Source organism: uncultured Veillonella sp., assembly GCF_963522475.1.
Classification (GTDB): Bacteria; Bacillota; Negativicutes; order Veillonellales; family Veillonellaceae; genus Veillonella.
Window position 1 is genome coordinate 45,067 of sequence record NZ_CAUQYW010000012.1, and the last position, 13,570, is coordinate 58,636.

General features: G+C 41.5%; 14 protein-coding genes. All 14 read right to left on the minus strand.

What is annotated here, in order from left to right; translation table 11 throughout:
- Positions 1-7: 7 nt before the first annotated feature.
- Entirely contained in the window at positions 8-982 is a 975-nt protein-coding gene (gene hemB, locus RWP19_RS07365; RefSeq protein WP_314357129.1) for a porphobilinogen synthase, read from the minus strand.
- 9 nt (positions 983-991) lie between these two features.
- Positions 992-2,500 (minus strand): uroporphyrinogen-III C-methyltransferase, encoded by a 1,509-nt coding sequence (gene cobA / locus RWP19_RS07370; protein ID WP_314357131.1) that lies wholly within the window; start codon positions 2,498-2,500, stop codon positions 992-994.
- On the minus strand, positions 2,497-3,435 hold the full coding sequence (gene hemC / locus RWP19_RS07375) for a hydroxymethylbilane synthase (RefSeq protein ID WP_314357132.1): 939 nt from the start codon (positions 3,433-3,435) through the stop codon (positions 2,497-2,499). The genes cobA and hemC overlap by 4 nt, the downstream gene beginning before the upstream one ends.
- 4 nt (positions 3,436-3,439) lie before the next feature.
- Positions 3,440-4,711 (minus strand): glutamyl-tRNA reductase, encoded by a 1,272-nt coding sequence (gene hemA / locus RWP19_RS07380; protein WP_314357133.1) that lies wholly within the window; start codon positions 4,709-4,711, stop codon positions 3,440-3,442.
- Entirely contained in the window at positions 4,680-5,327 is a 648-nt protein-coding gene (locus RWP19_RS07385; protein WP_314357135.1) for a bifunctional precorrin-2 dehydrogenase/sirohydrochlorin ferrochelatase, read from the minus strand. The genes hemA and RWP19_RS07385 overlap by 32 nt, the downstream gene beginning before the upstream one ends.
- A 57-nt stretch (positions 5,328-5,384) precedes the next feature.
- On the minus strand, positions 5,385-6,170 hold the full coding sequence (locus RWP19_RS07390) for a YlmH/Sll1252 family protein (RefSeq protein WP_314357136.1): 786 nt from the start codon (positions 6,168-6,170) through the stop codon (positions 5,385-5,387).
- A 2-nt stretch (positions 6,171-6,172) separates the two neighbouring features.
- Positions 6,173-6,967, minus strand: coding sequence for a pyrroline-5-carboxylate reductase (gene proC / locus RWP19_RS07395; protein WP_295209634.1), 795 nt, complete (start codon positions 6,965-6,967; stop codon positions 6,173-6,175).
- 26 nt (positions 6,968-6,993) lie between these two features.
- Positions 6,994-7,497, minus strand: coding sequence for a cell division protein SepF (locus RWP19_RS07400; protein ID WP_314357137.1), 504 nt, complete (start codon positions 7,495-7,497; stop codon positions 6,994-6,996).
- 51 nt (positions 7,498-7,548) lie between these two features.
- Complete coding sequence (locus RWP19_RS07405; protein ID WP_314357139.1) at positions 7,549-8,235, minus strand: YggS family pyridoxal phosphate-dependent enzyme; 687 nt, start codon at positions 8,233-8,235, stop codon at positions 7,549-7,551.
- A gap of 200 nt (positions 8,236-8,435) precedes the next feature.
- Positions 8,436-9,287: a peptidoglycan editing factor PgeF gene (gene pgeF / locus RWP19_RS07410; RefSeq protein ID WP_314357141.1), complete on the minus strand. Its 852-nt coding sequence runs from the start codon at positions 9,285-9,287 to the stop codon at positions 8,436-8,438.
- Between the two features lie 9 nt (positions 9,288-9,296).
- Positions 9,297-11,024, minus strand: a complete 1,728-nt coding sequence (locus RWP19_RS07415) for a radical SAM protein (protein ID WP_314357143.1) — start codon at positions 11,022-11,024, stop codon at positions 9,297-9,299.
- 20 nt (positions 11,025-11,044) lie between these two features.
- Positions 11,045-11,704 (minus strand): DUF421 domain-containing protein, encoded by a 660-nt coding sequence (locus RWP19_RS07420; RefSeq protein ID WP_295209620.1) that lies wholly within the window; start codon positions 11,702-11,704, stop codon positions 11,045-11,047.
- Positions 11,705-11,716: 12 nt separating this feature from the next.
- A complete protein-coding gene (locus RWP19_RS07425; RefSeq protein WP_314357145.1) occupies positions 11,717-12,178 on the minus strand; it encodes a DUF3290 family protein in 462 nt (153 codons plus the stop codon).
- A 178-nt stretch (positions 12,179-12,356) separates the two neighbouring features.
- Positions 12,357-13,364: a ketol-acid reductoisomerase gene (gene ilvC, locus RWP19_RS07430; RefSeq protein WP_296007835.1), complete on the minus strand. Its 1,008-nt coding sequence runs from the start codon at positions 13,362-13,364 to the stop codon at positions 12,357-12,359.
- Positions 13,365-13,570: the final 206 nt, after the last annotated feature.

Here is a 13,570-nt window from a genome sequence, read left to right on the forward strand (position 1 = left end):
TTTCTCCTTACTTTTGTAACCATTTAGCAATATCTATAGCATGGTACGTAATGATGATTTTAGCACCGGCGCGCTTCATAGAAAGCATTGTTTCCATAACGAGGCGTTCTTCGTCGATAAGACCAGCTGCAGCTGCGGATTTAACCATTGCATATTCGCCAGATACATTGTATACCGCTACAGGTAATTCATAACGGTCACGTGTTTCACGAACGATATCCAAATAGGACAAAGCTGGTTTAATCATGATAATATCTGCACCTTCAGCGATGTCGAGTTCGATTTCTCTGAAAGCTTCCAAGCGATTAGCTGGGTCCATTTGATAGGACTTGCGGTCCCCAAATTTAGGCGCAGAGTTAACAGCACCACGGAACGGACCATAGTACGCAGATGCATATTTTGCAGCATAGCTCATAATAGATACATTAGTATAACCTGCCGCATCAAGGGCTTCACGGATAGCGCCTACACGGCCATCCATCATATCGGATGGAGCCACCATATGGGCACCTGCTTCTGCTTGGCTTACCGCTACCTTACAAAGTAATGGCAATGTTTCATCATTTAAGATTTCATGATGATCAATCATGCCGCAATGACCTGTTGTCGTATATTGGCACAAGCAAACATCAGCTACCACCAATAGATTTGGTACAGCTGCACGGATGGCTTTGATAGCTTGTTGTACAGGTTGGGACATATCCCATGCAGAGGAACCTTGTTCATCCTTATATGTAGGAATACCAAAAATTTCTACCCCAAGAATACCAAGATCATACACCTCTTGCGCCATTTTCAGAGCTTCATCAACAGATAAGTGGTATTGGCCTGGTAATGTATCGATTTCTTTTTTGATACCTTCACCAGGAACGATAAATAATGGATAAATTAAGTCAGTTACGTCGAGTGTCGTTTCCCGTACCAAATCACGCATTTCTGGATTAATACGCAAGCGGCGAGGACGGTATGTTAAATCGTACATGTGATCCTCCTAAATGTCCTTTATAATAGCATTGACTAAGCCATCAGTTGTATAAACATCGCTAATGACAGCAGGTTTAAGGCCTGCACTCATAGCTGTAGCAGCTGTGATAGGTCCGATGCAAGCAATCTTAGTATTGCCTAATAGTTTCAATGCATCATCACCCAATAATTGAATTGTATTGGTTACTGTAGAGGAACTTGTAAACGTAATGTAGTCTACAGTACCTGCAGTTAATGCATTTACTAATGTTTCTTGTTGAGATGTGTCTTGTGTAGTTTCATATAAACGCAAGATATCTACATCTATATCGTGATGACGCAAAGAGCGTGGAATTACGTCGCGCGCTACTTTTGGTTGGATGAGCAATACGGAGTCCCCTGCCTTGAGCTCTTCTTCAAGAGCCTTTACAGCAGATTCAGCTTTATAGTCTACAGGAATAATATCTGGAACAATGCCGTATTTTTGAAGTTCCCGAGCTGTAGCACAGCCAATAGCTGCCACTTTAGAATTACCTAATGCACGTGTATCCTTGCCCTCTTTGTAAAGAGCATCAAAGAAGTAACGAACTCCTTCGCCAGATGTGAATACGATACATTGGTATTGTTTTGTATTATTGATAATACGTTTATCTTCATCAAACAACTCCAATGGAGAAGTTTTAATAGCTGCCGCTTCTACTACATTAGCACCTTGAGCTGCTAATTTTTCGCGGAATGCGCTAGCTTGAGAGCGAGCACGTGTAACTACTACAGTTTTACCGAATAGTGGTTTATTGTCGAACCATTGCAATTTTTCACGAAGGTTAACTACATCGCCTACTACGATGATAGCTGGCGCTTTTAGTTGTGCCTTTTCTACGTCTTCTACTACATGTTCAAGAGTAGATACGAGCACCTCTTGTACAGGTTTTGTACCCCAACGAACAAGCGCTACTGGTGTATTAGCTGAACGTCCATGAGCCATCAATTTTTCTGCAATGGTAGGTAAATTGCCAACCCCCATTACAAAGCAAAGTGTATCAACGGCTGTAGCAAGGCCTTCCCAATGAATGCCAGATACAGCTTTAGTTGGATCCTCATGACCGGTTACAACCGCAAAGGATGTAGCCATAGCGCGTTGTGTTACAGGAATACCTGCATAAGCAGGTGCTGCAATTGGAGATGTTACGCCTGGTACGAATTCAAATGGTACACCAGCTTCCCCAAGAGCCATCGCCTCTTCACCACCGCGACCGAACACGAGTGGATCACCGCCTTTTAAGCGCGCTACGATTTTTCCTTCTTTACCTTTTTGAACTAACAGCTCATTAATTTCCCATTGGTGCATTGTGTGATCTTTACATTGTTTACCAGCGTAAATCAACTCTGCATCTGGGCGAGCCCATTCTAACAAATGAGCATCTGCCAAATAGTCATATACAATTACATCTGCTTTTTCAATACATTCGCGACCTTTTACAGTGATGAGTTTAACATCGCCAGGGCCTGCACCGATTAGATATACCATACCTGTCATTTTATGATTCCTTCCTCTATGAGAGCATCCACAATATGTTTGCCCCCTTCTTCATATAAGGCTTTTGCAAGGTTTTTACCAAGAATTTCAGCTTTTTTTGCTGGGCCAGAAATTTCTCCTTCGTACACAGTTTTACCATCGAGGGATGCAATCATGGCCTTTAAGGTCAATTGACCTTTATTGATAGTACCATGTACCCCCATTGGCACTTGGCAACCACCATTTAACTGACGCAAGAAGCTGCGTTCCCCTTCAACGGTATAGCGTGTAGCTTCATCGTTAATAGGAGCTAGCATTTCAAGCATTTCCGTATCGTCAGCACGACACTCGATAGCAAGTGCCCCTTGACCAACAGCAGGAATCATTTCATCGGCTTTAAATACTTGGGTAATTTGATCATCTAAGCCCAACCGTTTAAGACCGGCTTGTGCCAAGATAACGCCATCTAGTTTTTCTGTTTCAATCTTGCTCAAACGAGTTTGTACATTACCGCGGATAACCTCGACCTTAAGGTCAGGGCGGACATGTAATAATTGCGCTTGACGACGCAAGCTACTTGTACCGACGCGAGCACCTTGAGGCAATTTATCTAATGTTTTATACACAGGGCTCACAAGCGCATCGTAAGGAACTTCACGAGACGAAATAGCACCTAGAGTAAGTCCTTCTGGCAACTCTGTAGGCATATCTTTCAAGCTGTGTACGGCAATATCAATGTCGCCTTTATGCATGGCCTCTTCTAGCTCAGCAGTAAATAAACCTTTACCACCAACTTGAGCCAGTGGTTTTTCCAAGATACGGTCCCCTTTTGTATTAAAGTGAACTAGCTCGACCGTAATGTTTGGATACAGACGCTGTAACTCTGCACTAATATGTTCAGCCTGCCATAGGGCAAGGGCACTTTTTCGCGTGCCGATTCGAATATGGTCTCTCATGGCCTCAGCCTTCTTTCTCAAGATTAAACATATCTTTGAATAAATCCCAGTACAAACCTTCTTCTTCTGTACCAGCGATTTCGTTGAAGTGAATCATCGGTTCACGCAACATCTTGCGGATAATCATGCGACTCATAGAGTCCATAATGCGGCGCTCCTTATCTGAAATATCAGGCAATTTCGCTAATGCGCGATGTAATTCGCGACGGCGTATGCGTTCTGCCTTTTCCGTAAGCAATGCCATCATGGGACGCACCGTTAAATAACTCAATTTATCTAATAATTCTTCAATAGCATCGTGAATAATAGGCTCTGCATGACGAGCTTCCTCTTCGCGCTGCGCCTTATTCTCTTCTACTACACTTTCAAGAGAATCGATATTAAATAAGTAAATACCGTCCATATCTGCCACAGCAGGATCGATATCACGAGGTACCGCAATATCAATCATAACGATAGGTTCGCCCTTACGAAGAGATGTAATTTTCTTAGCTTCTCGTTCCGTAATAATATAGTGCGGCGCTCCTGTAGATGTGATGAGGATATCCGCATCTTTAGCATAATCTACAAAATTATCGAGCTTAACGGCCTTACCATTAAAGCGTTCAGCCAATACTTCTGCTTTTTCAAAGGTCCTATTAGATACGAAAATCGTTTTTACGCCCTTTGCTTGTAGGTGCGTAGCTGTTAACTCACTCATGGTACCAGCGCCTAAGATGAGCACCGTCGCTTCAGATAATGGTTTATCTAAGCTATCCTCAGCGAGGTTAACAGCGGTGTAGCTAACGGATACAGGTGTATTGGCAATACCTGTATTCGTGCGAACCTTTTTACCAACGCCAATAGCGCGTTGGAATAAAATATTAAAAATTGTGCCTGTGCAACCTGCACTATAGGCTTGGATATAAGCCCCTTTTAATTGGCTTAAGATTTGACCTTCCCCCAACACAAGGGAATCAAGGCTCGCAGACACACGGAATAGATGTTCAATACAATCTCGTTCTTCATAGAAGAAAAATGCATCTTCATCGATGTGGTCGGCACCCTTTAAATCCTTTAACACTGCCAACATATATTCTTTAGGGAACTCTACACCTTCTAATGCCGCGTAAATTTCGGTTCTATTACATGTAGACAAAATAACGCATTCTGCTACACAGTCGAATTCATAAAGGCGGTTCAGTGCTGAAACAACCTCGTCCTTATCAAACGAGAAACGTTCACGCACCTCTACAGCGGCACTTCTATGATTTAGACCTAATACCACTAATTTCATGGTCAAGTTTCTCCTCTATAGTCATCCACTCTCCCTTGAGAATGGCTTCAAATGTTTCTACAGTCAGATGATTTCGCCAAAATTTCTGTCGAGCCTCTGGAGTAGGAAGTAGTAGCTTTACTTCTTCTCTAAATATTTTAAGTCTAGGCATGGCCTTTTGCAACTGACCATAACGATTCATCATATCTTGCCTTACTAGACGATTGATACGGGGTCCCACATTATTAGCACTAATAGCAATATGTAAATCGCCTAGCTCAAGTGATGAAGGCATAGTAAACCTACACGCTGTAGGGTCATCGCTACGATTAGTCCAAACGCGATATTTTTTCCCCATCTTATATAACGTATCGTTTAATTCGCTATTATCTGTGCAGATAAAGAACAAACTGCTCGTTATAATGTAGTGTTCATCGTCCATTGTGAAAGCACGGTCGTACCAAGTGATACGATTATCCTTTGCCCATTGGCTAATCCTATCTGTTACAGTGGGAGCGATTACCACAATGTTGCACGGCTCATCAATAAAGAGCTGTATTCGTCGCTCTGCGACCTCCCCGCCGCCAACGAATAGGATTGTATCTTCAGTTGTAGGTTGAAATGTTATGGATACCATGGCTGTCCTACTATATATAAAAAAATCGGCTTGATGGTCAAGCCGATTTTCAATTGCCTACATGAATCGTTTCAGATATACGCCGATACGCCCCTTACGAGATGTACCTGTAATGGCTTCTACCTTCATTCGGCCACGACCACGCATAGAGATCACATCCCCTTCTTTAACTTCTTGGGATGCACCCTTAGCTGGTTGCCAGTTTACTTGCAATAATCCTGCATTAATTGCGCTCACCAATTTAGTACGAGACACACTAAAGCCAGAACTTGCTACCGCATCTAAGCGCAGGGATGCAACTGTAGTGCGGACTTCTTTAATTTTTTCTTCTTTTGGTGCAATATCTGACAGCTCAATAGCCTCTACAGATACGGAAACCATAGCAATTTTCGTAAAGTTCTGAATTACGAAATCTGCTACACTTTCATCTACCAAAATTTGAGCGCCCCCTTGTTGAACGATAACGTCCCCAAATTTGGAGCGATCAATGCCGAGCCCCATCAAGGAGCCAAGCACATCGCGATGGGTAAGCAATCGGAACCGTGGGTCCCAATTTACCTTAAGGGCGCGAATACCCATGTCCACAGTACCATTAAAGTCGCAATCTACAAAGGCGATACGGATACGTTCCGCCCCTTCATAGCCACCATCGGTTTTAACGATGAGCTGTGGGTAGTTAGCCTTGATTGCATCTGCAATGACAAGGCCTGCAGGGCTTGTAAAGTCCGCCACGCGGTACGGGCGACCTTTTACAACCTGCTCAGCCAAGTCTAACATGCGACGAGCTTCCTCGCCACTGCCACTGGCTTCAAAATATCGTATTAATTTACTAGTATCTGCCAAAATTATTTCCCCAATTCATTTGACCGAGCAAGACATGCTACTACGCCATCTTGGAGAGCACTGCGAAGTCCACCTTTTTCCATGGCACCAATACCAGCGATGGTGGTGCCACCTGGGCTTGTTACTTGATCTCGTAGTATTGCTGGATGATTACCGCTTTCAAGAGCCATCTTACCAGCACCGTACATGGTTTGAGCCGCAGCCTTGATTGCCAAATGACGAGGCAACCCAATGCGAACGCCCGCATCAGCTAACGCATCAAGAATGACGAACATATAGCCAGGGCCTGCACCAGATAGTGCACCTAAGCGATCTAAATCGGCTTCACTTACCACCGCGACTTCCCCAACAGCCTCAAATAATGCGTGTACATCGCGACCAAGGTCTGTATTCACATCATCTCCAGCAAGAGCCGTCATGCCAGCACCGATAGAAGCCGGTGTATTCGGCATCGCTCTAAACCAGTTAGCTTGTGGAATTGCTGCATCCAATGTATCTAAGGTGATACCTGCAGCAACGGAAATCATAATAGTCCCATAAGGCACTTCTTTTAAATCCTCTAATACGGATGGTAACACTTGCGGTTTTACAGCTAATAGGATTGTATTGTACTCGTGTACATTAGGCATGGTAGTAAAACCTACTACACCAAGCTCTTCTGTAAGAGCCTTACATTGTTCTTCACGACGCACTAGAATATGAGTGTCGCTTGCTTTCAATACGCCATGCTGTAACGCACCGCGCAATAAAGCACCACCCATTGATCCAACGCCGATAATTAAGGTTTTACCTAACATCGTTGTCACCACCATTTATAGAGAAATTATTTATTTTCCCAAGCGTATTCGTTTTGCTCAGTTTTGTTACTGTCATTATCAGAATAATCAATAGAAATGTTTACAGGTACGCACATAAAAATGTCCTTACCTACTTTTTCCAATTTGCCATCCAATGCAAAAGTCGCACCAGATACGAAATCCACAATACGTGCTGCTTCATGAGGATCTGTATTTTCAAAGTTGATCAATACAGGGCGCATGTCGCGTAATTGATGAGTAATATTTTCAGAATCTTCAAATACTTTTGGTTCAATTACAACTACTTTCATAGCTGTTGGACGTTGTGTCATCGTAGATTGTCCTCCTACCTTGCGTGGATGAAATTCAGATGCGCCGGATACTGGAGCAGCTGGAGCTACTGGTGTAGGTTCCGCTTCGTATTCCTCTTCATCTTCATCTTCATAGTCATAATCATCATATTCATAGTCATCATCATTTTTGCCTAAGAATAAGTTTTTTGCTTTGTCTAAATAATCTCCCAATGCCATTTGGATTTCCTCCTAATACATAACGCTACCGATTACTAGGCAACCCGAGCCTTAATAATACACACGTTCCCCAAAAATTGCTGTGCCCACACGAACAATATTAGCCCCTTCTTCCAAAGCGACTTCAAAGTCGTGAGTCATCCCCATAGATAAATATTGAATCTGTCCTTCTTCAAAATAGCCCTTCATATCCTCATATAAAGCATTGGCTATACGGAAAATTGGACGTGCTTCCTCTGGATCATCGAAAAATGGTGCCATACACATCAACCCCTGTACACGAACATGAGGCAAGGTCTTTGCATAGTCTCGAATTTCTGGAAACTCTTCTACGGACATCCCCGTTTTAGAGGCTTCTCGAGCTACATTGACCTGCAACAACACGTCTTGCACCTTGTCGTGCTTAGCTGCAACCTTTTCGATTTCATCTAATAATTTACGGCTGTCTACAGAATGAATTAAACCAAACATAGGCACCGCTTGACGCACCTTATTGACCTGTAAATGACCAATTAAGTGCCATGTTAACTGTGGACCTTTATAGGTGAGCTGTTTTTCTTTAGCCTCTTGTACTCGATTTTCCCCTACATGAGTGACACCGAGACGAGCCACCTCTTCCACCGCCGATACGGGGTGATTCTTAGTAACTGCTACCAATAATGCAGTATCTACGCGACCAACACGCGCCATAGCATCCGCCATACGTTGCTGTATAGCGTGTAGGGATTCTTCAATCATGTGATTCCCCTTCAATCTATATTAAAAAACCATAAAATATATTTGTATAGACTCTTCTATTATATAGTATTTATTATCGATTGTACATCATTTAGACCTTATAAAACACATAAAACTATGCATTTATATACTAAAGAATATACAATTAATTCTAATTTTGGTAAAAAATCAATACTAATGTTGATGAAAGCCAAATACTATCATTGTTGTAACATGCCAAATAAAGCCATACGCCCTGTTTTCCCATCCTCGCGTCTATAGGAATAACAATCTCTATCTGTTACTGTATCGGTACCGCCAATAGCGATATTTTCTTTAGACACACCATTCACCATAAGTCCTTCGGCGATAAAGTTCCATAAATTGATATAAGCTTTATCTAGTTTATCACCTGGATAGTTTACAATATCAGCCACACTACGGTCGGTCATACCACGCCAAGCTAATTCAAAACGTTTCCCCAACTCTACATCGACTTCAAAGGATTCTGGCCCAATACTAGGTCCAAGATATGCATAACAATCTTTGAACTCCGTACCATAAGCTTCTTTCATAGCCTCAATAGTAAGAACTGGCAAATGACCTATTGCCCCACGCCACCCTGCATGGACGGTAGCCATAGCATGATGCTTAGCATCGTAAATACCCACGGCCACGCAGTCTGCTGTAAATAAAAATAGCGGTACATTCGGTAAATTTGTAAACACCGCATCACAATCGGCGATTCCTGTATCCTCTCCAAAAGCTCCAGCACCAATAAGATCTTCTGTAATTTCTACAGCCTTGAGACCATGTACTTGATTACCACAAGAAATACGTGTTGGTTCAACCCCTAAATATTCAGCGATAATAGCACGGTTTTCACGAACATGCTTTGGTTCATCCCCTACATGAAAGGCTAAATTTAGTGATTCATAGGGAGCTTCAGATACACCGCCATGACGAAATGTATCCCCCATAACGATAGGAAATTGATTCGCCCAATTAGGAGCTTCATATGACCAAGTACCATGAGGTCCATTAACATCTATACGTTTTACAGATTCATTCATAAGTGCCTCCTATTTACATACGCCACATCGCTTACAGCCTTGTACACATGGCGGTGTATACGCTTCATCCACAGAACGTTTCCATTCCATTTCAAGATATCCATCGTCCATCCCCATGTCGAGGTGACTCCAGGGTAAAAATTCATCAAAGCTACGTTCACGATAGTTCATCTCATCCATATCTAGACCTGCTGCCTTCATTTCAGCCTTGAAGGACTTACTGCCACGATCTGCTGCACATGCCGCAAGAACAGCACCAAGACGGCGATCACCACGAGCGAGAACACCTTGAATATATGCCTCTTTTGGCGACTCTACAAGCACTTCAATACGTCGATTTTTTTGTAGAGCCTTTTTAATATATTGTAATTTTTTCTCTACCGTTTTTTGATTATCCATAGCCATCCATTGGAATGGTGTAAAAGGCTTTGGAATAAATGGATTAATACTGAGCGTTAAACGACCTTTACAGCCTACCTCTGCCATATGGGCTTGCGTCCGTTCTGCAAGTCCTACAATTGCTTCAATATCCTCGTCAGTTTCCGTTGGCAATCCAATCATAATATAGAGACGCATATGTTGGATACCAGACTTAGCAGATAAAGTAGCAGCATTTTTCAAATGCTCTTCACTGATACCTTTATTGATAACACGACGCAATCGTTCACTACCCGTTTCGGGAGCAATGGTAATCGTCTTTTGACCGCTATCGGCTAATCCGTCTACTACGGCTTGCGTCAAAGAATCTGCTCGCAAAGAGGCACAAGAATAGCGCATATCTTTAGAACGAATATACGTAACTAACTCATCTACCTCTGGATAATCGGAGATAGCAGCCCCCATAAGGCCTACCTTTTTACCTAATTTCTCTGCTCTATCTACGCCTTCTTTTAATAGTTCTAAAGGTCGTACGCGCGGTACACGGAAACAATAGCCGGCCATACAGAAGCGACAATGCCGACCACAACCACGTGCAACCTCGATGATGTACATAGCGCCAAATTCTGTATAGTTTGTTGCTACTACGGTTTCGCCGCCACTAGTGAGCATTTCAAAGTGGCGATTAATCGTTTTTGGTGCGCCTTCAGCAATATCGTAACCTTTAAATTCGCCGTCGTCGCTGTAAATTGGCACGTACAAGGATGGTACATACACGCCAGATACATTCGCTAATTGACGCAAAATAGTATTTCGATCTAGGCCTTCCATTTTTCCATCGCGAATGATATCTAGAACGCGACTAACGATACCTTCCCCTTCACCGATGATGAAAGCATCGATAAAGTCCGCAAAAGGTTCTGGATTAAAGGTAGCACATGGACCACCGGCAATAACGATAGGATCAAATTCTGTGCGGTCCTTCCCCATAATAGGTACGCGTCCATGACGTAACATCAACGGAATATGGAAATAGTCCATTTCAAAGGTTACGTCAAAGGCCACCACATCAAATTGATGCATAGGCCGCTGTGTTTCCACACTCATCAACGGTGTCTTAGTCTTATCGTATGCTTCTAATTCCTTTTTCTCAGGTAAAAAGATACGTTCACATACGCTATCATTGCGTAAGTTGATTTCCTCATAAATAATGTGGAGACCAAGATTACTCATGCCTACAAAATATGTATTGGGATAGACGATTGCTACCTTTTGCCCTGCATGAGGATTTACAGTAACCCGACTATCTTCATCTTTATATAATTCTTGTAATCGATCAATTAAATCTTTACGATTCACTAGTTCCCTTTCTCTGTATATTAACGAGAACGTTTTTTACGTTCATATGGGTAAATAACAACTTTACCCCCATTATATTCCGCAATATATACATCCTTAATAGAATACCCTTGAGCTTGCACCTCTTGCTCAAGCCACTCTCTATCTTTTTCAATTACATCAAGAGTGAATTGATTGATTTGCCCATCATCAATGAGGTCAAAACGAATATTATCTTCCCCAAATTGAACTATGTTAAGTTGACCATTTTGTTCTAATACAGCACGTTTAACATCTGTTACATATTGAACACCTGCTGCACGCAACTTCAACTTAAGTTCCGCTGCTTGAATACCATAACGCATACATTCATCTGTTAAAATATGCCCTCGTTCAATTACAATGACTGGATGTCCATCTAAAATTGATTTAAAGAAACGAAGATTACCTTTTAAAAATTTAAGAGACATTACTAGGATAGTCCATAAAATTAAGACTAACATAAACTGTAAAATACCAATTTGATCATTGTAAATGATGGCACCAATAATACCACCAAGTACATAGTTTTGTAATTGGTCTAACGCAGAGGTTGGCGCCAAATTCCCCTTCCCCATTAAGTTAATTTGTAAAATAATCGCCAAGAGACCGATGGCGAGTTTGGCAAAGACCATCCCATAGACGGCCATAGCTTCTGTCATATGTGGTCCTCCTTATTGTAATGCATCCGCAATATCATGAATTCGATCAGTAGGGCTTACCTTATATACACGAGTAATCGTATAGGTTGAAAACTCTGGATTGAACTGAACCTCATAATAAGCATCATTAACCTTTAAAATCATACCATTGCGAATCTTTAAGGAATTAACCGCCAATTGCTCACTCGGTATAGAACGGTCGGTGCTAAAAGAATGTAGAAATTGAGCCATACGAGAAGAGTCTTCAGAATATGTTTTCATTCGATTATATTCTTGATACTCTAGACCCAAGAAAAATACCACAATCAAAGACAAAATAACCAACAGATCACGATAGCGATTAGTAAAACCATTTCGCAATACCTGTACACCTATAATGAGCAGTGCTAACAGAATAGCTACAAAAACGATAAAGTCCCATGTTTGTCCTGCTACAGTCTGACTTTCAACATAGGCTAATGTGTAAAAATCCATATCGTTCTCCTTTCACATATTACTCTTTATTATATCATATCCTATGCCAATATTTTCGATATAACAATGTATGGTATGGTAACAGGAAACATCTTATAAAACGATAAAAAAAGCGACCCCCTAAGGGGTCGCTTTCAATAAGCATATGCTTATATAAGAGATTATCTAAATAATACTCTTATTTCAACCAGCTCATCAAGTTACGAAGTTCTGCACCAACTGGTTCGATTGGATGAACAGCTGCTGCTTCACGATGTTCTTTAAGGAATTTTTGACCATTTTTGGAATCAGCCAAGAATTCATCAGCGAATTTACCAGATTGGATATCAGCCAAGATTTGTTTCATAGCTTCTTTAGTTTCTGGAGTAATTACGCGAGGGCCTGCATAGTAGTCACCATATTCTGCTGTATTAGAAATGGAGTTACGCATTTTTTGGAAACCACCTTCGTAGATAAGGTCTACGATCAATTTCATTTCATGCAAGCATTCGAAGTAAGCATTTACAGGTTCATAACCAGCTTCAGTTAATACTTCGAAACCAGTTTGAATCAAGGCAGTCAAACCACCGCACAATACAGCTTGTTCACCGAACAAGTCAGTTTCAGTTTCGGATTTGAAGTTAGTTTCCAAGATACCTGCACGGCCACCACCGATACCAGAAGTCCAAGCCAATGCTACTTCTTCAGTATCACCAGATGGGTCTTTTTCTACAGCGTACAAGCAAGGAACACCAGAACCTTCTTGGTATGTACGACGTACTAAATGACCAGGGCCTTTAGGAGCTACCATGAATACGTTGATATCTTCACGAGGTACGATTTTACCGAAGTGAATGTTGAAGCCGTGAGCGAATGCTAAGTATGCACCTTGTTTCAAGTTAGGAGCGATATCTTGTGCATATACGTCTGCTTGTAATTCGTCTGGAATTAATACCATAACGATGTCAGCGCCTTTAACTGCTTCTGCAGTTTCTTTTACGGGAAGACCTGCTTCTTCTGCAGCTTTCCAGCTTTTGGAACCAGCACGAAGACCAATTGTTACATCAAAACCGTTTTCTTTCAAGTTCAATGCATGAGCATGACCTTGGGAACCGTAACCTAAAACTGTAATTTTTTTGCCTTCCAATTTGCTTAAATTACAATCTTCATCATAATAAACTGTAGTACCTAAAATTTTACCTGCCATACTAGACAACCTCCAAAATATATTCAATAGAATATCTAATATATATACTGTACACAATCTCACAAATAAATGCAAGGTTTATAGTGTATATCGGAATTTATCGAATAGTCAAATAGACTAATCCACAATTAAATTTGTACCCTTTTTTGTATTAAACAAAGTATAAATTTCTAATTATCTTTTTATATTTTCTTAAATGCTCGTAA

What these genes read in the sequence shown, in the direction of transcription:
- hemB (WP_314357129.1), bottom strand. Translation starts at nt 982, where the DNA reads ATGTACGATTTAACATACCGTCCTCGCCGCTTGCGTATTAATCCAGAA.
- cobA (WP_314357131.1), bottom strand. Translation starts at nt 2,500, where the DNA reads ATGACAGGTATGGTATATCTAATCGGTGCAGGCCCTGGCGATGTTAAA.
- hemC (WP_314357132.1), bottom strand. Translation starts at nt 3,435, where the DNA reads ATGAGAGACCATATTCGAATCGGCACGCGAAAAAGTGCCCTTGCCCTA.
- hemA (WP_314357133.1), bottom strand. Translation starts at nt 4,711, where the DNA reads ATGAAATTAGTGGTATTAGGTCTAAATCATAGAAGTGCCGCTGTAGAG.
- RWP19_RS07385 (WP_314357135.1), bottom strand. Translation starts at nt 5,327, where the DNA reads ATGGTATCCATAACATTTCAACCTACAACTGAAGATACAATCCTATTC.
- proC (WP_295209634.1), bottom strand. Translation starts at nt 6,967, where the DNA reads ATGTTAGGTAAAACCTTAATTATCGGCGTTGGATCAATGGGTGGTGCT.
- RWP19_RS07400 (WP_314357137.1), bottom strand. Translation starts at nt 7,497, where the DNA reads ATGGCATTGGGAGATTATTTAGACAAAGCAAAAAACTTATTCTTAGGC.
- RWP19_RS07405 (WP_314357139.1), bottom strand. Translation starts at nt 8,235, where the DNA reads ATGATTGAAGAATCCCTACACGCTATACAGCAACGTATGGCGGATGCT.
- pgeF (WP_314357141.1), bottom strand. Translation starts at nt 9,287, where the DNA reads ATGAATGAATCTGTAAAACGTATAGATGTTAATGGACCTCATGGTACT.
- RWP19_RS07420 (WP_295209620.1), bottom strand. Translation starts at nt 11,704, where the DNA reads ATGACAGAAGCTATGGCCGTCTATGGGATGGTCTTTGCCAAACTCGCC.
- RWP19_RS07425 (WP_314357145.1), bottom strand. Translation starts at nt 12,178, where the DNA reads ATGGATTTTTACACATTAGCCTATGTTGAAAGTCAGACTGTAGCAGGA.
- ilvC (WP_296007835.1), bottom strand. Translation starts at nt 13,364, where the DNA reads ATGGCAGGTAAAATTTTAGGTACTACAGTTTATTATGATGAAGATTGT.